The following is a 21,534-nucleotide window of genomic DNA, read 5'->3' as shown; positions in this document are numbered from 1 at the left end:
CGTACATTTCTGATCGTTTATCTACAGCTTATTTTCTGTACTTGATTGAGTTCGAACAGATAGTATACAATAAGGATTAATCAATGAAATTCAATTTTTTTAAAAGCCGTAAGACATTATTAAATGCGATTTTAGCATCGCTGTTGGTTTTGACCGGTCTGACCAATTCATCATCAGCTGATGAGAAAAAATTTAAAGTTGTTACCACATTTACTGTTATACAAGATATTGCCCAAAACGTGGCTGGTGATGCCGCGGTTGTGGAGTCAATCACTAAAGTTGGCGCCGAAATTCATGAATACGATCCTACACCACAAGATATTAATAAAGCACTGTCTGCCGATTTGGTGTTGTGGAATGGTTTAAACTTAGAACTTTGGTTTGAGCGCTTTTTTGAAGATATTAAAGATGTGCCTTCAGTTGTCGTAACAGAAGGCATTGAGCCAATGCCGATTCAAGAAGGTAGCTATAAAGGTAATCCAAATCCTCATGCTTGGATGTCACCAACACTTGCTTTAACTTATGTCGAAAATATTCGTGCGGCTTTGGTTAAATATGATCCGAAAAACGCCGAAATATATAATAAGAATGCCGCAGAATATGTGGCAAAAATTAAGGCGCTTGATGCACCACTTCGTGAGCGTTTAGCTAAGATCCCTGAATCACAGCGTTGGTTAGTGACCAGTGAAGGCGCTTTTAGTTATTTAGCACGTGATTATAATCTTAAAGAGGCGTATCTCTGGCCGATTAATGCCGAGCAACAAGGTACACCTAAACAAGTTAAGCATCTTATTGATTTAGTGCGTGCTAATAATATACCTGTTTTATTTAGTGAGAGTACGATTTCTGATAAACCTGCTAAGCAGGTAAGTAAAGAAACTGGCGCTACTTATGGTGGTGTGTTGTATGTTGATTCACTTTCTACTAAAGATGGCCCTGTTCCTACTTATATCGATTTATTAAAAGTGACGGTTGAAACAATCGCTAAAGGATTCGAAAAATAATGACTCAAATTTGCTTAAATGTTGATGATATTACCGTGACCTATAATAATGGTCATACAGCAATTCATGATGCGAGTTTTCGTTTGAATGGTGGCACTATCTGTGCACTTGTCGGCGTTAATGGTAGTGGGAAATCGACACTATTTAAAAGCATTATGGGGATGATAAAACCCACTAAAGGACAAGTGACGTTTAATGATATTTCGGTAAAACAAACATTAAAGCAAAATATTATTGCCTATGTTCCTCAAACTGAAGAAGTCGATTGGGATTTTCCGGTTTTGGTATCGGATGTGGTGATGATGGGGCGTTATGGTCATATGTCTTTTTTACGAATACCAAGTAAGGAAGATAAAAGACAAGTCGATCTGGCACTAGAACGAGTCAATATGTTGGATTTTAAGCATCGCCAGATTGGTCAACTTTCTGGCGGTCAAAAAAAACGTGTCTTTTTAGCTAGAGCTTTGGCTCAACAAGGTAAGGTGTTATTATTAGACGAGCCATTTACGGGCGTTGATGTGAAAACCGAAAATGCCATTATCGATCTGCTTAAAGATCTTCGTGATGAAGGCCATTTGATTTTAGTTTCTACCCACAATTTAGGTAGTGTGCCAGAGTTTTGTGATCAGGTAGTGTTGATTAATCAAACCGTGTTGGCTTTTGGTGAAACTAAAACAACATTTACCCCACAAAATTTGATGATGACATTTGGTGGCGCACTACGTTATTTAAGCTTGTCTGGTGAGCAATTACATCAAGATGAAGATCCTCGTAAAATGTCTATTTTAACTGATGATGAGCGGGCAGCTATATTTTATGGTGAAGGCAATGATGACTCGGCTCACAAAGATTTTCTAGTCGAACCAACTGTTATTGAAACTAAAGGGCAACACTAAATGGAACTGCTTCTTGAACCTTTTACTTATGGCTTTATGTTAAAAGCCATTTGGGTAAGTAGTATTGTTGGTGCAGCTTGCGCATTTTTGTCGGCGTTTTTGATGTTAAAAGGCTGGTCTTTAATGGGCGATGCCCTTTCGCATTCAGTAGTGCCCGGTGTGGCAGGTGCTTATGCGCTTGGCTTACCTTATTCAGTGGGCGCTTTTTTTACCGGTTTGTTAGCAGCTTTATCAATAACAATTGTACGTGCTTTCACTCGTTTAAAAGAAGATGCTATTATTGGTTTTATCTTTTCGACCTTTTTTGCTATTGGTCTTTTAATCATTTCACTAAATCCAACTTCTGTTAATGTGCAAACTATTATTTTTGGTAATATTTTGGGAATTGATGATAGTGATATGTGGCAAGTGCAAATTATTATTTTAGTTTCACTGATTTTGCTACTGTTTTTTTGGAAGGATCTGTTAGTGGTCTTTTTTGATGAAACTCATGCTCGTTCAATTGGCTTAAAACCATTACAGTTAAAGATTCTTTTTTTTACTATTTTAAGTGCCTGTACTGTTGCTGCACTGCAAACGGTCGGTGCAATCTTGGTCATAGCGATGGTAGTAACCCCTGGCGCGACAGCTTACTTACTTACCGATAGATTTTCACGGTTGTTAATTATTTCAGTTATCATCGGTGCGCTGACGAGTGCAATTGGCGCTTGGATCAGTTATTTCCTTAATGGTGAAACAGGTGGTGTGATTGTGACATTACAAACTTTAGTCTTTTTGGCTGCATTTTTATTTGCACCAAGACAAGGGTTGGTTTCACGCCGAATCAGCCAAGCAAGACAAGGAGGTTCAGTATGACATGGGAACTTATCTATCATCCTCTTACAATTCCTTTTGTTCAACGTGCTATTCTAGCGGCCCTCGCTACCGGTATTGTTTGTGCCCTGCTGTCATGTTTTTTAGTGTTAAAAGGCTGGTCGTTGATGGGCGATGCTATTTCTCACGCGGTATTACCCGGTATTGTACTTGCTTATTTAGCTGGGATCCCTTTAATAATTGGTGCATTTGCGTCGGGGTTATTTTGTTCGGTTGCTACTGGTTACATTAAAGATAACAGTCGAATAAAGGAAGATACTGTGATGGGCATCGTTTTTTCGGGAATGTTTGCTTTTGGTTTAGTGCTGTTTTCTAAAGTGGAAACGTCGCAACATTTGAATCATATTTTATTTGGTAGTGTGTTGGGAACAAGCTATCAAGAACTCATCCAAATTATTACGATTGCAAGCATTGTTTCGATTTTAGTTATCATTAAACGCCGTGATTTAATGCTGTATTGTTTTGATCCCGTACAAGCAAGAGTAGTTGGTTTGCCAGTTAAATTATTACATTACGGTTTATTAAGTATTTTAGCATTGACTATTGTTGGATCACTTAAAGCTGCAGGTGTTATTTTGGTGATTGCGATGTTAATTGCGCCGGGCATAACCGCATTTTTATTGACTAAACGTTTTGAAAAGATGTTAGTGATTGCAGTAATTGTATCGGTATTTTCAACGGTAACTGGTACTTTAATCAGTTTTCATATAGATGCGTCAACCAGTGCTTGTATTGTGATTTTACAAGCAGTGATTTTTACTCTTGCCCAGTTTTATCGGATCTACGCTAATAAAAAAATAAGGCGTTAATTGAAGTATTGTTTTTCACATTTACGATACTTCAATTATTCGTCATCCAAATATTTACCCGCATCAGCGTAATTATCAAACCTTGAGAATTGACCTTGGAAAGTTAAGCGTACTTTACCAATTGGACCATTTCGCTGTTTACCTAAGATGATTTCTGCAATACCTTTATGTTCTGATGCTTCGTTATATACTTCGTCACGATAGATGAACATAATTACATCGGCATCTTGTTCGATAGATCCTGATTCACGTAAGTCGGAGTTAACTGGTCGTTTATCGGCGCGTTGTTCTAAGCTTCGGTTTAGCTGTGAAAGAGCAACAACCGGAATTTGTAACTCTTTGGCTAATGCTTTTAATGAGCGTGAGATCTCTGCAATTTCAAGAGTTCGGTTTTCTGATATGTTTGGTACTCGCATCAGCTGTAAGTAATCGACCATGATCATACTTAATCCTTTATGTTCACGGTAAATTCGTCTTGCTCGTGAGCGTAGTTCCATAGGGGTTAATCCTGATGAGTCATCAATGTAGATGTTTTTCTTTTCCAGCAGTAATCCCATGGTGCTCGATATTCTTGCCCAATCATCATCTTGTAGTTGGCCTGTACGAATACGAGTCTGATCAACACGTGATAACGAGGCCAGCATACGCATCATAATCTGTTCTGATGGCATTTCTAAACTAAAGATTAGTACCGGCTTATCTTGCATCATAGCGGCGTTTTCACAAAGGTTCATCGCAAATGTGGTTTTACCCATTGATGGACGAGCGGCAATAATAATTAAGTCTGAACGCTGTAATCCTGCGGTTTTTTTATCTAAATCAAGGAAGCCGGTTGAGACCCCTGTCACGCCATCATGTGGACGCTGGAATAACTCTTCAATTTTTGCGACGGTAGCTTCTAGCACATCGGTAATATTTTTCGGTCCTTCACCCTGCTTAGTACGGCTTTCGGCAATTTGGAAGATTTTGCTTTCAGCTAAGTCTAAAATTTCGGTACTGTCTCGGCCTTCAGTTGAGTAACAGTTATCAGCAATTTCATTTGAAGCACTAATCAGTTCCCGCAATATCGCTTGCTGGCGAATAATGTCGGTATAAGCCACTACGTTAATGGCGCTTGGTGTGTTTTTCGATAACTCAGCTAAATAAGCAAATCCCCCCACATCAACAAGTAAGTCTTTACTTTCTAAGCTTTCAGACAAAGTGATTAAGTCAATCGGGGTACCACGACTGACTAAGGTATGCATTTCTGAAAATATGAGTTGGTGATGACGAGAATAAAAATCACGGTCGGTAATCATTTCAGCAACAACATCCCAACGCTGATTATCCAGCATTAGGCTACCAAGCACAGCTTGTTCTGCCTCGATTGAGTGAGGTGGTAATTTTATATTTTGTACTTTTGATTTTTTTGCGTCTTGATTTTTGAGTTCTTTATTTGAATCATCAGTATTCATTGCATTCATCTTTTTATTTAATTTAATCTATAGCTAATTTGCTTACTTTATAAATAATGGCCCTAAAGCGCAATCAGGAATTTGATATTCTAATGGATAATCTACCTGAACCAAATATAAACCTTCAGGTTTCGCGGTTGCTGCAGCTTGAGTACGATCTTTCGCTTTTAATAGCTCATCAATCCACTGCGGTGGTTGATTACCTGCACCAACTTCTAACAAACTTCCGACAATATTGCGTACCATATGATGTACAAAGGCATTTGCTTTGATATCGACAATAACATATTCACCCTGTCTTGTAACTTTAATATGATGAATATTACGCCAGGGCGTTCGCGATTGACACTGTGCAGCTCTAAATGATGAGAAATCATTTTCACCTAATAAATATTGCCCCGCTTGGTGCATCAGTTCTTCATTTAATGGCAGATAATAATGCGTTACGCCTTTGGCCAAAATTGCTGGACGATAACGATGATTATAAATCACATATCGGTAACGTCGAGCCGTTGCGCTAAATCTAGCATGAAAACTGTCATCCACACTTTTTGACCACCGTACAGCGATATTGTCAGGAAGATGAGAGTTTACGCCCATTGTCCATGCTGCCTCACCGCGCTGAGCGTTGGTTTCAAAATGAATTACTTGCCCTGTGGCATGTACACCAGCGTCGGTTCGTCCTGCACAAAATACGGCTATTGGCTCGTTAGCTATGACAGACAAAGCCGATTCTAATCTTTCTTGAATAGAGTCAACGTGCTGTTGTCGTTGCCAACCAAAATAGCCACTACCATCATATTCGATACCTAATGCAATTTTAGAGGTAGTCATTAATCAGGATCTCAAGTGTCTCGATTAACATTAGTCCACCTAAGTAACGGATATTATCTGCTACTGACCAAAATTGAATTTGTTCATAATTTCCATAGCTGTGTCGTAAATTAGCGAGTTTAATGGTTAAGTTCTTTTCACCTTCGGTATTGACTTCGGTTACTGGGGTTGGTAAATCTTCACTTTTTACTTCAACGCCAAATTCACTAAAACGAGCCATGTCTAATTCAATGGGCAAGCTACTGGAAACATTCACCGCTTGAGCTAGTCCATAAAATACCGGCACAATAACGGATTCAATTGAGATAGGTAAATCATAATTACTTATCACTTTACGAATTTGGTTAATTTGAGTGTGTTCACCTAAACTTTGGTGATCAGACTCATGCGAAAGCGGTAATAAGTTAAAGGCAAGTTGATTGTCAAATAGCTCGTTATCAACTGGCATTCCATTGAGTAATCTAGCGCTTTGTCCTGCCAGTTCATCCACACCTGGCTTGCCATATAATGATGAAGGAATAAAGCTGGTTAAATGAAGATTAGTCAGTAATTGAATATCGGTTAGTGATGCAACGCAACGTAATAATTGAGATACGGTTGGGCTTGCAACAGCAATGATATTTTCATTGCGATATTCGGTTAATACGCTGTTATTTACTTTAGGTACAATTAATGGGATATGGTCTTGATCAGCAAAAAATCCGCTCGCATCAATAACGATACAGCCTGCTTGAGCAGCTGTTTGAGCATATTTTTCGCTAGTTTTAGTACCTGCAACAAAAAAGGCAAAATGGCATTGGCTCCAATCCATTTGCTCACTATCAATGACGGTTAAATTTTTACCGGCAAAACGAATTACTTCGCCAGCGCTATTGTCGCTACCGACTAAATAAAGATTTTCAATTTCAATAGTTTTTGAGTCATTTAATAACTCAATTAGCGCAGAACCTACTTGTCCTGTCGCACCAACAATGGCGATATTCCATGCAGACATATGATAAACCCGAATTAAAGTATTTAATGGCAATTATACCACTTTATTGTTAAAGATTTTGGAAAAAAGATATTTTCTAAATTTTGGAATCTTGCTCGAAAAATTGAATTTTAGTTGATTACAATTTTAATAATCCTCGTTAAAGTAATTTTATATTTAACTAAATTTATAATTATGGCGAAGATCTCATTATCGATGATAGCGAAAGAGGCAAAGGTTTCAATCGCATCTGTATCAAGAGTATTAAGAACACCCAACCTAACATCTCCACAAACTCAATTTCTGGTTTATCAGGCGATGAAGGCTTTAAATGTTGATCTATCAAAAAATTTAAAAGATTATCAACCCGTTCATGAAAGCAATAAAATTTTAGTTGTTGATAATCAGCTTATCTCTAAAAGCTTAATCAATTTTGGTATTGAGCAAGTTTTACATGAAGCTGGGTTTCAACTGTTTTATTTACAATTTCCTTATAAGGTTAAAAATGATCTCTATTATTTAATTCAATATATTAAGCAAAATTGTTTTATTGGCATTATCATTATAAATCAAGCTCCCTACCTTACCCAGCTATATAGTTATAAAAATTCATTACCACCCATTGTATTTGTTAATCATTTTAAGAAGAATTTTACCTGTGTTCATTTCGATCATCTGACAATTGGATATCAAACCACTCAGCATTTAATTGAGCAGGGGCATAATAAGATCGCAATTTTTATTAATAGCGATAAAAATACTAACTCCTCATTTTTCTTGCAAGGCTATCAACAGGCTTTTCAACGAATCAATATGCCGATCGATAGTGATTATGTCATTCAAGGTTGCCTTACGTATGAACATGGGCGAGATGCCATTAAGACACTACTTCAAAGCAATAAGCCGCCGACAGCCGTTATTTTTGAGGATTTGAGTAGTCTCTCTTGTTATGATTGTTATCATACGCAAAATTATTTATCGAATTATCGTTCACTTTTTGGCGCATTACACCAAGTCAAAAAGAGCCAATCACAATTACTACATCCGCTGGCGATTACTTATATTAGCCATACCAATGATCTTCAATATAATGAATTAGATCAATTGAGTAGAGTCAATAAGCCTTTATACAAAATGGGATGTAAATCAGCACAATTGTTATGTGATCTTCTTGAACATAATATGACATCATTATCACAATGCCATACTATTGATACAGAAATGTTTTTTACTAATTGCTAATATTTTAAATTGATTAACGATTTAATTAGGATGTTGAAATTAATCTTTTAGGTGACAATTTATTAAGGATTTGAGTTCCTGCACCAATAAATTGTTGGCCTTGATAAATTCTTACTAATGTTTCAACGCTTACACTATTTTCAACAATTACGGTTCTACCTAATAAAATGTCTTTACCTTGGCTTTCACTTAATACCACTTTAGGGCGGTCTTGTAGTGGGCTATCGACTGGCATAAGCATTGGTTCATTTTGCAATTCATCTAGGGTGATCATATTATCGATAGGATAATTTGATACTTGTAGACGTCTTAAATAAATTACATGTGCACCACAGCCAAGTAATTCACCTAAATCATCAATAATGGTACGAATATAAGTCCCTTTTGAACAATGGATTTCTAAGGTTAATTCGTGCTTAGTTGAATCGTATTGGATAAACTGGTTGTCATAAATTGTAATGGGTCTAGCTTCTCGCTCTATAACAATACCTTGGCGAGCATATTCATAAAGTGGTTTGCCTTGATATTTTAAAGCCGAAAACATGGTTGGAACTTGTAAAATATCACCGCGAAAATGAGTTAATGCTTCTTCGATTTGTGATTGAGTAATATTAACCGATCTAGTTGAAATTATTTGACCATCCGCATCAGACGTGTCAGTACGCTCACCCAATTTGGCGATCACGCGATAGCGTTTGTCAGAATCTAACAAGTATTGTGAAAATTTCGTCGCTTCGCCAAAACAGATAGGTAACATTCCAGTGGCTAATGGATCTAGCGCGCCAGTATGCCCTGCTTTTTTTGCGTTGAATAATCTTTTCACTTTTTGTAAGGCATCATTAGATGTCATGCCTTGTGGTTTGTCTAATAACAAAACGCCGTGAACATCACGGCGAGTTTTTTTTATATTCATCATCGATATTTTATTTGAAACGGATCACACTCCTCAATATTTTTTACAATATTGAGCAATTTTATTATTAATCTTTATGACGTTCGTTATCTTGTTTAATAACATCAGATACTAGACTAGACATCTGCATACCTTTAACAAGTGATTCATCATAAAAGAATTTAATTTCAGGAATAATTCGTAAACGCATTGCTTTACCAATGAGTGTTCGAATATACCCTTTAGCATCATTTAAGACAGTCAATCCTTGCTCGATAACTTGTGGATCATCATCGTTTAAAAACGTTACAAACACTTTTGCATAAGAGAGATCACGTGAAATATCTACACCCGAAACCGTTACCATGCCTAAACGTGGATCTTTGATTTCACGCTGTAAAATAATCGCAATCTCTTTTTGTAATTCGTGTCCGACCCGAGACGATCGATTAAATGCTTTTGCCATATCTATTTTCCTTAAAATGTGAATAAGCAAGGTTTATAAAAACCTTGCTTATTTAGCGTATTAACTAAATAGTACGCTGGATTTCGACAGTTTCAAAGACTTCGATAGTATCGCCAACGCGAACATCATTGTAGTTACGAACACCAATACCACACTCCATGCCATTACGAACTTCGTTAACGTCATCTTTGAAGCGACGTAATGATTCAAGTTCGCCTTCATAGATAACCACGTTATCTCGTAATACACGAATTGGGTTATGACGTTTAACTACGCCTTCAGTTACCATACAACCAGCGATTGCACCAAATTTAGGTGATTTAAATACATCACGCACTTCAGCAAGACCAATAATTTCTTGCTTGTATTCTGGAGCAAGCATACCGCTCATGGCTTGTTTAACTTCATCAATTAAGTCATAAATAACTGAATAGTAACGTAAATCTAAGTTTTCAGCTTCAACAACTTTACGCGCTGAAGCATCGGCACGAACATTAAAACCAAGGATGATAGCATTAGATGCTGCTGCAAGTGATGCATCAGTTTCGGTGATACCTCCTACGCCTGAACCAATGATTTTAACTTTAACTTCATCTGTTGATAGTTTTAGTAATGAATCAGAAATTGCTTCAACCGAACCTTGTACGTCAGCTTTAAGGACGATATTAAGTTCAGATACGTCACCTTCAGTCATGTTAGTAAACATGTTTTCAAGTTTCGCTTTTTGTTGACGTGCAAGTTTAACATCACGGAATTTACCTTGACGATATAAGGCAACTTCACGTGCTTTCTTTTCATCACGTACAACTGTTGCTTCATCACCTGCTGACGGTACACCTGAAAGACCTAAAATCTCAACCGGAATTGATGGGCCCGCTTCGGTAACTTCTTTACCTAATTCGTTGCGCATTGCACGAATACGACCATATTCAAATCCACATAATACGATATCACCTTTACGTAAGGTACCTGATTGAACAAGTACTGTAGCAACAGAACCACGACCTTTATCAAGGAATGATTCGATAACGACACCGCTAGCCATACCTGATTCATAAGCAGTAAGTTCAAGTACTTCTGCTTGTAATAAAATCGCTTCAAGTAGTTGGTCAATTCCCGTACCAGCTTTTGCTGAAACATGAACGAACTGAGTATCACCGCCCCAATCTTCTGACATCACGCCATATTGAGCAAGTTCACCTTTGACACGTTCCGGATCGGCTTCTGGTTTATCAATTTTGTTTACTGCAACAACGATTGGTACATTTGCCGCTTTCGCATGTTGAATCGCCTCAATAGTTTGTGGCATCACACCATCATCAGCTGCAACAACTAATACCACGATGTCAGTTGCTTTAGCACCACGAGCACGCATTGATGTAAATGCAGCATGGCCTGGAGTATCTAAGAATGTGATTTCTCCGCTTGAGGTTTTAACATGGTAAGCACCGATGTGCTGAGTAATACCACCAGCTTCGCCTGAAGCAACTTTTGCTTTACGAATATAGTCAAGTAGTGAGGTTTTACCATGGTCAACATGGCCCATGATAGTCACAACAGGTGCGCGAGAAACTTTTTCTGCACCAGTATCACGGTCGCTCATTAGTGATTCTTCAAGTTCGTTTTCACGACGAAGTACCACTTTGTGTCCCATTTCTTCAGCAACAAGTTGAGCGGTTTCTTGGTCAATAACCTGATTGATGGTTGCCATTGCACCCATTTTCATCATGGTTTTGATCACTTCTGAACCTTTTACTGCCATTTTGTTAGCAAGTTCGGCAACAGTGATGGTTTCACCAATAACCACATCGCGGTTAATCGCTTGAACCGGTTTAGTAAAGCTTTGTTGTAAAGTACTTTTGCCTTTCTTCTTGTGGCTACTACGCGTTACGGCACGCGCTTCTTCACGTTCTGCTTTACCTTCTGATAATTTGCTCGATTTTTTCTGTTTAGTCTGTTTGCTACCGCGTCCACGACCACGACCACCTTCAACTTCACGGTCGGTATCATCTTCAGCTGCACGAGCATATTTAGATGTAGTGACATGATAGTCATCATCATCACTGTTATCTGTTTCATCACTATCGCTATATTGTTCAGCAAGTTTGCGCGCTTCTTCCGCCATGCGTTTGGCTTCTTCTTCAAGTTTACGACGGTTTTCTTCTTCCGCTTTACGCTTGATTTCGTTTGCTTCGGCTTCTAAGCGAGCTTTTTCTTCTTGCGCTTTTTTGACTTTTGGATCAGCTGCTTGTTCTTGAGCAACTTTCGCTTTTTCTTCTTGATTGCGTTTTTTAGCTTCGGCTTCTTCGCGTTTCTTCTGCTCTTGAGCCTCTTGTTTAGCTTTTTCTTCAGCCTCTTTACGTGCTTTCAATTCAGCTTCTTGTTTCGCTTTTTGTTCCGCTTCAAGACGCGCTTTTTCTAATTCAGCAGGATCTTGTTTCACGATAGTGCGTTTTTTACGAACTTCGACTTTGATTTCTTTACTTTTGCCACCACCGCTTGACACATTTAGTGTTGAATGTGTTTTACGTTGTAAAGTTAATTTTGTTGGGCCTTGCTGAGGTTTTAAATGCGCAAGCAAAGCTTCTTTTTCCTTTTGAGTAACAGTATCTGATGCAGTCTTTTTCATTCCCGCATCAGCAAACTGTTGCAAAAGTGTTTGCACTGGTGTATTTATTTCTTGAGCCAGTGTTTCGATTGATACTTTGGTCATGTATAACTTTCCCTCAATTATTCATTTGCAAACCAACAAATATTACGGGCAGCCATAATAAAATCGCCAGCTTGTTTGCTTGTTAAACCTTCAATGTCTGTAAGATCATCTGTACCTTGTTCAGCTAAATCTTCTAGAGTCACAATATCTTGTTGTGCTAATTGATAGGCTAATTCTTGTGTCATACCTGGTAGATCTAATAGATCTTGTGCAGGTCGTTTATCACCACTGTGAGCAAGTGCGATAGTCGTTAAGGCATCTTTTGCTCGATTTCTTAATGCATCAACCAGTTCTTCATCAAGTTCTTCAATTTCAAGTAACTCATCTACTGGTACATAAGCAAGCTCTTCAAGTGAAGTAAATCCTTCTTCAACTAAAAGTTGTGCAAGATCTTCTTCAATATCTAAATGTTTCATTAGGTTATTGATTGCTGCGAAAGATTCTGCTTGGTGTTTTTCTTGAAGATCTTCAGTACTCATGACGTTTAACGTCCAACCAGTAAGTTGTGATGCTAAACGGATATTTTGTCCATTACGGCCGATAGCTTGCGGTAAGGTATCGGCATTAACGGCAACATCCATAGTGTGTTTGTCTTCATCAACTACGATAGATACTACATCGGCTGGTGCCATAGCATTAATAACATATTGAGCTGGGTTATCATCCCATAAAACAATATCAATACGTTCACCACCAAATTCATTTGAAACAGCTTGAACGCGAGCACCTCGCATACCAACACATGCACCAACAGGGTCAATACGGCGGTCATTACTGCTAACAGCAATTTTAGCGCGAGAACCTGGATCACGAGCAACACCTTTGATGTCGATCATCTCTTCGCCGATTTCAGGTACTTCTATACGGAATAGTTCTTCCATCATTTCAGGATTTGAACGACTAACACAGAGCTGTGCTGGTTTATTATCTTGTTCTACAAGATATAAAATACCTCGAACACGGTCACCAATTCGGAAGTTTTCACGTGGTAACATATCATGGCGAGACATCATTGCATCAGCGTTATTACCTAAATCAAGGATAACACTATCACGGTTGGTCTTTTTAACAATACCCGTTACGATATCACCAATTCGGTTTCTAAACATGTCAATAACCATAGCACGCTCAGCTTCGCGTACTTTTTGAACGATGACTTGTTTAGCTGTTTGTGTTGTAATGCGGTCGAATGCGACTGATTCAATTTGTTCTTCAACATAGTCACCTACTTTTACATTAGGATCTTCAAATTGAGCTGCTTCCAATGTGATTTCTTTAGTAGGTTGAGTCACTTCATTAACCACTAACCAACGGCGGAACGTATCATAATCACCCGTTTTGTGGTCAATTTTTACGACAACATCTATATCAACAGTATGTTTCTTTTTAGTGGCCGTTGCTAACGCGGTTTCTAGCGCTTCGAAAATTTTGTCACGTGTAAGTGCCTTTTCATTAGATACCGCTTCAACAACAGCTAAAATTTCTTTATTCATCCTTTACACCCGTACTCTATTTAAGGTTAAAATTAGGTACAATGTTCGCCTTTTGTATATTACTAAAAGCAAACACTTCATCATTTTCATCCACGATTAATGTAATCATTTCATTATCAATGGATTTAATCTTTCCTTTCCACTTGCGGCGATTGGCAACAGGAATACGCAAACTTATTGTGACTTCTTCACCAATAAAACGTTGGTAATGTTCAAGCGTAAACAAAGGTCGATCCATACCTGGTGAAGAGACCTCGAGATTGTAAGCATCTTTAATTGGGTCTTCTACATCAAGTACCGCACTAATTTGTCGACTAACATCAGCACAATCATCAACGGTAATACCATTTTCACTATCAATATATACGCGCAAAACTGGGTAACGACCACGAATGTATTCAACCCCAACTAGCTCAAAGCCAAGTGCATTAACAGGCTCTTGGATGATTTCGGTCAATTGCTGTTCTAAATTAGCCAAACAAACCTCCACTGCAGAAAATAAAAAAGGGCATAAAGCCCAACATTCCTTTTAAACTAACGTTTAAATAATATAAAAAAACCCCGACAAGCGAGGCTACATATAAAACATAATATAATGAAGCCACTTGATTCGAACTTTCAGACAATAAAAATAGGATAGATTAATATGAATGAAAATTTAAGTGGTTGCGGGGGCTGGATTTGAACCAACGACCTTCGGGTTATGAGCCCGACGAGCTACCAAGCTGCTCCACCCCGCGATAGATGGCTGAAGATTATACTGTATTTTGTAAAAATTGCAACCCAAAATCATATCAGAATTCACAAAAAGCTTAAAGTTATTGAAACTAAGGGGCTATGATTTTTAACTGGTGAACAATTATGATTAATCTATAGTTGGGTTTTATATATGTATAATTATTCGTTTTTCAAGTGAATTAATCCGCCTAATATTCAGCGGATTAATCATTGGTTGATGTTACTTTTGCGTTGCTGCTTTCATGGTTTTAACGAAAGTTGTTAATTCACTCAGCATTTTGTCTGGATTGTTAAGATTGTTTTCAATGATTTTAACCGTTGCCGATCCAGCAATAGCTCCCGCTGCACCCGATTTAATTGCTTCACTAACTTGAGCGGGTTCTGAAATACCAAAACCTTGAATTGCTGGTGGTGCTTTAAATTCAGTTAGTTTTTCGAGTAAATGAGTGAGTGGTTTATTAGCACGGTTTTCTGTACCGGTTACTCCTGCTCGTGATACTAAGTAAGTATAACCTTTGCCTCGTTTAGCAATATTTTTAATCACTTCATCGTCCGCATTAGGTGGACAGATAAATATTGGTGCGATGCTATGTTTTTCAGCAGCACCCGTAAACTCTTCAGCATACTCTACAGGTAAATCAGCAATTAATACTGAATCCACCCCTGCTTTAGCGCACTTCGCATAGAAGTTATCAATACCATTTTTAAATACTAAATTGGCATAGATTAATAATCCAACTGGAATATCAGGATTGTTTTCGCGGATTTTGGTTAAGATTTCGAAGCATTTGGCAACGGTTATGCCACCATTAAAAGCACGAATATTAGCATTTTGTATAGTTGGACCATCTGCCATTGGGTCAGAAAAAGGAATGCCTAGTTCTAACGCATCAGCCCCTGCATCAATCATTGTTTGAATAATTTGATAGGAAAGCTGTGGATTAGGGTCACCAACTGGAACAAAAGGAACAAATGCACCTCGTTTTTCGACTGTTAAGCGGTCAAACAGTTTTTGATAACGGCTCATTCTATTTCTCCTTTTGCTTTTAATACATCGTAAACCGTAAAAATATCTTTATCGCCACGACCTGATAAATTGACAATTAATAGTTGTTCTTTGTTTGGATTTTCTTTAATCATCTTAAGTGCATAGGCTAAGGCATGAGATGACTCTAAAGCCGGAATAATTCCTTCATTGCGTGATAAGGCCTGAAACGCTTCAAGCGCTTCATCATCAGTGATAGAAACATAATCTGCCCGACCAATACTATCTAAATAAGCGTGTTGAGGTCCAACAGCTGGAAAATCAAGGCCTGCAGAAATCGAATAAGACTCTTCAATTTGGCCTTCTTCGGTTTGCATCATTGGGGCTTTCATACCGAAGTAAATACCGAGTTTACCATGTTTAAGTGATGCACCATGTTCGCCACTTTCGATGCCATGACCTCCTGGTTCAACCCCAATTAATTTTACTGACTTATCATCAATAAAATTAGCAAACATCCCAATTGCGTTTGAACCGCCACCAACACAAGCGATGACAGCATCAGGTAATCGACCCTCTTTTTCCAAAATTTGTTGTTTCGCTTCACGGCTAATTATTTGTTGGAATTCACGCACTATAGTCGGGAATGGGTGCGGTCCAGCAGCTGTACCTAACATATAGTGAGCGGTTTCATAACTACCAGACCAATCTCGCAATGCTTCATTACAAGCGTCTTTCAAGGTTGCAGAGCCGGTTTCAACCGGAATAACTGTTGCCCCCATGAGTCGCATTCTAAATACGTTCGGAGCTTGGCGTTTAACATCTTTAGCCCCCATATATATTCGGCATTTTAAACCCAATAATGCACACGCCAATGCTGAAGCAACGCCATGCTGACCTGCGCCAGTTTCGGCAATAATTTCAGTTTTACCCATTCTTTTAGCGAGTAATGCTTGGCCTAATACTTGATTAGTTTTATGCGCACCACCGTGAACTAAATCTTCACGTTTTAGATATAGTTTTGTTTTGGTCCCTGCGGTAAGATTTTTACACAGTGTTAATGCTGTCGGGCGACCAGCGTAGTTAACCAAAAGATCGTTAAATTCTTTTTGAAAACTTGGATCGTGTATCGCCGATATAAAAGCATCCTCAAGTTGTTCAAGCACAGGCATCAATATTTGTGGCACATATTGACCACCAAATTTGCCAAAATAAGGATTTAATTTAGACATAACCATTCCTTTAATGTAATCAGTTAAATTTGCTCAAATACTAATTTGATTTTTTGTTTATCTTTAATTCCTGGTGAAACTTCAACGCCCGAATTAAGGTCAACACCAATAACATCGGTAGTGAGCGCCTCACTCACATTTTGCGGATTAATACCTCCAGCCAAAATGACATTACTTAAATCTTTGTCACGCAAAAGTGACCAATCAAAACTTTTACCTGTTCCACCGGCACCATTATCAAATATGTAACGTGATACTAGTGGGTTATCATGATTTGGGATGTTATCGCTAATACTTAACGCTTTCCAGATCTGACAGGTTGAGGGTAATTTTTGGCGAAGTGTTTTGATATAGTTATCATCCTCATGACCATGCAATTGCACTGCATAAAGTGATAGTTGTTTAGCTATTTCGCATACTTCATCTATATCACTATCTTTAAAAACACCAACCCAATTCAAGGGTGCCGATGCGATAACACTACGCGCTTTAGTCGGTGTTATATATCTTGGTGATTTAGGCACAAAAATTAATCCACCATAAACCGCACCAGCTTGGTAGACGGTTATTGCATCTTGTGGTTGGGTTAAGCCACAAACTTTATTTTCACCTAGCATTACTTTACGGATAGCTAAGGTTAAGTTTGGCTCAGACATAAGTGCACTACCAATTAAAAAACCGTTAGCATAATGGCTAAGATCTTTAACTTGATTGTGCGTATAAATACCTGATTCACTAATAATGATTCGATCATCAGGGATTGTTTTTGATAAAGTTTTTACCCGATTGAGATCAACCGACAGATCGCGTAAATTACGGTTATTAATACCAATCACTTTAGCGCCAAGTTTGATAGCTCGTTCAACTTCTTGTTCGGTACTAGCTTCCGTCAGTACCCCCATATTAAGTTGGTGAGCAACTTGGCTTAAGTGGCGATATTCATCATCATTGACTACCGATAACATTAACAAGATGGCATCAGCCTGATAATAACGTGCTAAGTAAATCTGATATTCATCGATAATAAAGTCTTTGCAAAGTACGGGTTGGGTGACTTCATTACGTACTATTGGTAAAAACTCAAAACGACCTTGAAAGTATTTTTCGTCAGTTAAAACTGAGATTGCCGAAGCATAATCTTTGTAAACTTTGGCTATACTTGCTGGGTCAAAATCATCTCGAATTAATCCCTTGGATGGCGATGCTTTTTTACATTCTAAAATAAATACCGTTTTCGGTTGATTTAACGCTTGGTAAAAATCACGATCACTAGGTACAACTTTATTTTTAAAATTAGCCAGTGGATTTTTAATTTGTTGCTCGGCAAGCCATAGCTGTTTATCTTCAATGATCTTTTTTAAGACCGTTGCCATTTCAACATTTTCAGTTAATGCTGCAATTGCCATCTTATTCTCCACTCATTATCTTGCTGCTAACTTTTGTAATAGCTCATAAGCTTTACCGCTACGCATTAATTCTATTGCACGCTTAGCATTTTGTTTTAAGTCTGGTTCACCAAATAGGCTAATTAACATCGCCACATTTGCAGCAATAGCTGCTTCATGCGCGGGTTTACCATGTCCTTGTAAAATCGCTAACAATAAATCACGATTCATTTCTGGTGTTCCACCTTCAATATCTTTCAAAGTATATTGCTGTAGACCAAAATCTTCTGGTGTCAAAGTAAAATAGCGAATTTCACCATTTTTTACTTCGGCAACTTGAGTTTCGCCATGAATAGCGACTTCATCCATCCCTGAGCCATGTACCACATAAGCATGGGTATAGTTTAACATTTTTAATGTTTCTGCAATCGGTTTTATCAAGTCAGGATGATAAACACCAAGTAAAATACGTTTTGGTCGTGATGGATTAATCAACGGCCCAAGAACATTAAAAATTGTTCGTGTTTTAAGTTGCTGACGTACTGGTGCAGCATGGCGGAATCCTGAGTGATATTGCTGAGCAAACAAGAAACACACACCTAATTCATCAAGCGCTTTTCGAGATGCTTCCGCTGACATGTTTAGTTTAATACCTAAAGCGGATAAAACATCTGATGATCCTGATTTGCTCGACACACCACGGTTACCATGCTTAGCAACTTTATACCCTAATGCCGCAGTAACAAAAGCACTGGCTGTGGAGATATTGATGCTGTTAGTTCCATCTCCACCAGTCCCAACGATGTCGGTAAAATCATAATCAGGCACTTCAAATGGATCAGCATTTTCAAGTAAGGCCTGAGCTGCTCCGGCAATTTCATCAGGTTTTTCACCCCGAACTTTCATACTAATGATAGCGGTTGCTAGTACCGTTGGTTCTATTTTACCTTGAATAATTAAATTAAACAGTATTTTACTCTCTTCTTGAGACAATACTTGCCCTAAGTACAATTTATTTAAAATCGGTTGAATATTGTATTCTTGCTTATCAACAATAGCTTCTTGTTTTGCTTCTGGCTGTTTTTGTGGTGGATTCAGTGCCCATTCAATGGTTTGTTCTAATAATTTTACCCCTTGAATCGTTAAAATTGATTCAGGATGAAATTGAAAACCGCAAACCCGATCTTGGTCATTACGTACTGCCATAACGATGTTATTACACATGGCATTGACGGTTAATGTTTTCGGTATGTTTTCACCTTTTAATGAGTGATAGCGCGCAACCGGTAATGGATTGGGTAAGTCTTTAAACATCGCTTGCCCATCATGTTCAATTAATGAAGCTTTTCCATGTAAAATATCGCCCGCAGGGACAATCATACCACCATAAGATTCAACAATCGCTTGATGTCCAAGACAGATACCAATGATCGGTAATTTACCTTTTAAACGTTTAAGTAATTCAGGCATTGAACCTGCTTCACTCGGTGCTCCAGGTCCTGGTGATAACATTAGGATAGGATTTTGCATTTGTGATAATTTTTCGATGATCACATCAGCTGGAATTGTGTTGCGATAAATTGTCACGTTATGTTGATTGTGACGTAACTGATCGACTAAGTTATAAGTAAACGAATCAACGTTATCAAGAAATAAGATATTAGCCATTAGAATACACCTTCTACATTATGTGCTGCCATAATCGCGCGAACAACAGCACGTGCTTTGTTACGTGATTCATCCGATTCTGCTTGTGGTTCTGAATCTAAAACCACGCCACATCCAGCTTGTACGGTTGCAACACCATCTTCCACATAAGCACTGCGAATAACGATACAAGTATCAAGATCACCATTGGCAGTAAAATATCCAACTGCCCCACCATAACTACCCCGTTTTATTTTTTCCGATTCGGCAATTAACTGCATTGCCCTAACTTTTGGCGCTCCAGTTAATGTTCCCATGTTCATGGTAGCTTGATAAGCATGTAGTGCATCAAGATCTTGACGTAGTTGACCAACAATTCTTGAAACTAAATGCATAACGTAAGAATAACGATCAACTTTTAATAACTCTTTGGTATATCGCGTCCCTGGCTGGCAAATTCGAGCTAAATCATTTCGTGCTAAATCGACCAACATTAAATGTTCAGCTAACTCTTTTTTATCGGTGCGCATTTCCAACTCTAATCGACTATCCAAATCGTAATCAATCTCGCCATTAGTGTTTAAACCACGTGGGCGAGTACCAGCAATTGGATAAATTTCAACTTGATTATTGGCTTTATTATATTTGAGTGCACTTTCAGGTGAGGCACCAAATAAAACAAAATCCTCGTCTTGCATATAAAACATATAAGGGCTTGGATTATTATTTTTTAAGACTTGATATGCAGATAATGGTTGAGGACAAGGTAATGAAAAACGTCTAGATGGAACAGCTTGGAAGATTTCACCTTGTTGAATCGCATCTTGCATTTTCTTAACAATGGTATTGAAATCATCATCACTCTTATTACAAGCAACATCCATTTCAGCCAACGATTGCCTTTTAATTGTGCTCATTGGTTGATTGAGTTTATTTTGAAATTCATCTAATCGTTGATTTAAGCGTGCAATCTCATCAGTGCAAGAAGTAAAGGCCGTTGCTTTTAATAATGAAACGCGATCTTTGTGATTAATTTCCAATAAAGTTTCAGCTAAATAAAAACGAAAATCCTGACAACGTTGTTCAGTTGGTAATATTGGTAAATGTTCAAAATTTGTCACTAAATCATACGCAAATAATCCACCGACAAAAACGGCATCTGAACTCGCTTTTTCGGGAATATTAACGATATTTAATAATGTTCTTAATGCATCAAAAATCGATAATGACTTCAAGCGAGAATCTTCATCTTGCAAACCATCAATAGGTGGAAACACTAACTTAAGATTATGTTCATCTATTTTTGTTTTAGTGACGTTATCAGGAGATGCTTGCTCTAACAAAGGTAATAATTTTTGTCCGTTGCTGGTTAAAGCTTGAAAAGTCACTTCGTTGTTTAGGGCCGAAATAGTTAAAGCGCTATTAATGATCATTACGCTTTTAATCCCCTGTTTATTATCAATTTCGGCAGATTCAAGCAACAATGTTGCCGGTTTATTATCACAAAGTTGATAAAATACCTGAGTCGGATCCTGATAATAACCAATGGTTTTGATTATTTGTGTTAATGTAGGCTTATTCATTGTTGACTCTCTTTATATAAAATTATTTTTTATCTTTTTTTTAAACTAAAAAACCCGCATTTAGCGGGTCTTGTGAAAAAAGGACATCATCACATCACCCGCAGAAAGTGATGCGCCACCAACTCAAAACAGTAGTTTTTTTATAGTGAGTTAAAGGATTTTGATGATTTATCATTATTATATCTGCTTAAAAAAGATGTTGTACTATTAAACTAGTTCATTAGTGTGTTGTCAAGCGAATATTTTATATTCAATAAATAAAATTAGCCTTTATAAAAAATAGGTTTATTTAGACTCATTTTTTAAATTAATGAC

The 21,534-nt window shown here is 37.8% G+C and carries 18 protein-coding genes and 1 tRNA gene; 5 read left to right on the top strand and 14 right to left on the bottom strand.

Annotation, left to right across the window (positions count from 1 at the left end; genetic code table 11):
- Nucleotides 1-83 precede the first annotated feature (83 nt).
- Genes A9G08_RS09080 through A9G08_RS09065 form a run of 4 tightly spaced genes read left to right on the top strand, consistent with a single transcriptional unit; the run spans nucleotide 84 to nucleotide 3,582 of the window.
- Entirely contained in the window at nucleotides 84-1,004 is a 921-nt protein-coding gene (locus A9G08_RS09080; protein WP_065563387.1) for a metal ABC transporter substrate-binding protein, read from the top strand.
- Nucleotides 1,004-1,900 (top strand): manganese/iron ABC transporter ATP-binding protein, encoded by an 897-nt coding sequence (locus A9G08_RS09075; protein ID WP_081299552.1) that lies wholly within the window; start codon nucleotides 1,004-1,006, stop codon nucleotides 1,898-1,900. The genes A9G08_RS09080 and A9G08_RS09075 overlap by 1 nt, the downstream gene beginning before the upstream one ends.
- Nucleotides 1,901-2,755, top strand: a complete 855-nt coding sequence (locus A9G08_RS09070) for a metal ABC transporter permease (protein WP_065563386.1) — start codon at nucleotides 1,901-1,903, stop codon at nucleotides 2,753-2,755.
- The gene (locus A9G08_RS09065; protein WP_065563385.1) at nucleotides 2,752-3,582 is read left to right on the top strand and encodes a metal ABC transporter permease; all 831 of its coding nucleotides are present in this window, start codon (nucleotides 2,752-2,754) and stop codon (nucleotides 3,580-3,582) included. The genes A9G08_RS09070 and A9G08_RS09065 overlap by 4 nt, the downstream gene beginning before the upstream one ends.
- A 35-nt stretch (nucleotides 3,583-3,617) precedes the next feature.
- Here the strand turns inward: A9G08_RS09065 and dnaB are convergent, their stop codons facing one another.
- The 3 genes from dnaB to A9G08_RS09050 are packed head-to-tail and all read right to left on the bottom strand — an operon-like array spanning nucleotide 3,618 to nucleotide 6,864.
- Nucleotides 3,618-5,045 (bottom strand): replicative DNA helicase, encoded by a 1,428-nt coding sequence (gene dnaB / locus A9G08_RS09060; protein ID WP_267362479.1) that lies wholly within the window; start codon nucleotides 5,043-5,045, stop codon nucleotides 3,618-3,620.
- Between the two features lie 33 nt (nucleotides 5,046-5,078).
- On the bottom strand, nucleotides 5,079-5,870 hold the full coding sequence (gene truA / locus A9G08_RS09055; RefSeq protein WP_065563383.1) for a tRNA pseudouridine(38-40) synthase TruA: 792 nt from the start codon (nucleotides 5,868-5,870) through the stop codon (nucleotides 5,079-5,081).
- Nucleotides 5,857-6,864: an aspartate-semialdehyde dehydrogenase gene (locus A9G08_RS09050; RefSeq protein ID WP_065563382.1), complete on the bottom strand. Its 1,008-nt coding sequence runs from the start codon at nucleotides 6,862-6,864 to the stop codon at nucleotides 5,857-5,859. Before A9G08_RS09050 ends, truA begins: the two co-directional genes overlap by 14 nt.
- 174 nt (nucleotides 6,865-7,038) lie before the next feature.
- On the opposite strand from A9G08_RS09050, the gene A9G08_RS09045 reads away from it, so the two are divergent.
- Entirely contained in the window at nucleotides 7,039-8,085 is a 1,047-nt protein-coding gene (locus A9G08_RS09045) for a LacI family DNA-binding transcriptional regulator (RefSeq protein ID WP_081299551.1), read from the top strand.
- Between the two features lie 25 nt (nucleotides 8,086-8,110).
- On the opposite strand, the gene truB is transcribed toward A9G08_RS09045, so the two are convergent.
- From truB to A9G08_RS08990, 11 genes are all read right to left on the bottom strand, one after another.
- The gene (gene truB / locus A9G08_RS09040) at nucleotides 8,111-9,001 is read right to left on the bottom strand and encodes a tRNA pseudouridine(55) synthase TruB (protein WP_065563380.1); all 891 of its coding nucleotides are present in this window, start codon (nucleotides 8,999-9,001) and stop codon (nucleotides 8,111-8,113) included.
- Between the two features lie 64 nt (nucleotides 9,002-9,065).
- The gene (gene rbfA, locus A9G08_RS09035; protein ID WP_065559531.1) at nucleotides 9,066-9,443 is read right to left on the bottom strand and encodes a 30S ribosome-binding factor RbfA; all 378 of its coding nucleotides are present in this window, start codon (nucleotides 9,441-9,443) and stop codon (nucleotides 9,066-9,068) included.
- Between the two features lie 64 nt (nucleotides 9,444-9,507).
- Nucleotides 9,508-12,156, bottom strand: coding sequence for a translation initiation factor IF-2 (infB, locus tag A9G08_RS09030; protein WP_065563379.1), 2,649 nt, complete (start codon nucleotides 12,154-12,156; stop codon nucleotides 9,508-9,510).
- Nucleotides 12,157-12,173: 17 nt separating this feature from the next.
- Nucleotides 12,174-13,649 carry a transcription termination factor NusA gene (gene nusA, locus A9G08_RS09025; RefSeq protein ID WP_065563378.1) on the bottom strand — a complete coding sequence of 492 codons (1,476 nt, stop codon included), beginning with the start codon at nucleotides 13,647-13,649 and terminating at the stop codon, nucleotides 12,174-12,176.
- 16 nt (nucleotides 13,650-13,665) lie between these two features.
- A complete protein-coding gene (gene rimP / locus A9G08_RS09020) occupies nucleotides 13,666-14,127 on the bottom strand; it encodes a ribosome maturation factor RimP (RefSeq protein WP_065563377.1) in 462 nt (153 codons plus the stop codon).
- Between the two features lie 185 nt (nucleotides 14,128-14,312).
- Nucleotides 14,313-14,389, bottom strand: a tRNA-Met gene (locus tag A9G08_RS09015).
- Between the two features lie 218 nt (nucleotides 14,390-14,607).
- Nucleotides 14,608-15,414 carry a tryptophan synthase subunit alpha gene (trpA, locus tag A9G08_RS09010; RefSeq protein ID WP_065563376.1) on the bottom strand — a complete coding sequence of 269 codons (807 nt, stop codon included), beginning with the start codon at nucleotides 15,412-15,414 and terminating at the stop codon, nucleotides 14,608-14,610.
- Nucleotides 15,411-16,604 carry a tryptophan synthase subunit beta gene (trpB, locus tag A9G08_RS09005; protein WP_065563375.1) on the bottom strand — a complete coding sequence of 398 codons (1,194 nt, stop codon included), beginning with the start codon at nucleotides 16,602-16,604 and terminating at the stop codon, nucleotides 15,411-15,413. Before trpB ends, trpA begins: the two co-directional genes overlap by 4 nt.
- Nucleotides 16,605-16,627: 23 nt before the next feature.
- A complete protein-coding gene (gene trpCF, locus A9G08_RS09000; RefSeq protein ID WP_065563374.1) occupies nucleotides 16,628-18,010 on the bottom strand; it encodes a bifunctional indole-3-glycerol-phosphate synthase TrpC/phosphoribosylanthranilate isomerase TrpF in 1,383 nt (460 codons plus the stop codon).
- A 15-nt stretch (nucleotides 18,011-18,025) separates the two neighbouring features.
- Nucleotides 18,026-19,657 carry a bifunctional anthranilate synthase glutamate amidotransferase component TrpG/anthranilate phosphoribosyltransferase TrpD gene (gene trpD, locus A9G08_RS08995; protein ID WP_065563373.1) on the bottom strand — a complete coding sequence of 544 codons (1,632 nt, stop codon included), beginning with the start codon at nucleotides 19,655-19,657 and terminating at the stop codon, nucleotides 18,026-18,028.
- Nucleotides 19,657-21,219, bottom strand: coding sequence for an anthranilate synthase component 1 (locus tag A9G08_RS08990; RefSeq protein WP_065563372.1), 1,563 nt, complete (start codon nucleotides 21,217-21,219; stop codon nucleotides 19,657-19,659). The genes trpD and A9G08_RS08990 overlap by 1 nt, the downstream gene beginning before the upstream one ends.
- Nucleotides 21,220-21,534 lie beyond the last annotated feature (315 nt).

This window comes from Gilliamella sp. wkB195 (genome assembly GCF_001690445.1).
GTDB classification, from domain to species: Bacteria; Pseudomonadota; Gammaproteobacteria; order Enterobacterales; family Orbaceae; genus Gilliamella; species Gilliamella apicola_E.
Note: the sequence above shows the minus strand (reverse complement) of the source record. Positions and strands in the feature narration are given on the sequence as shown.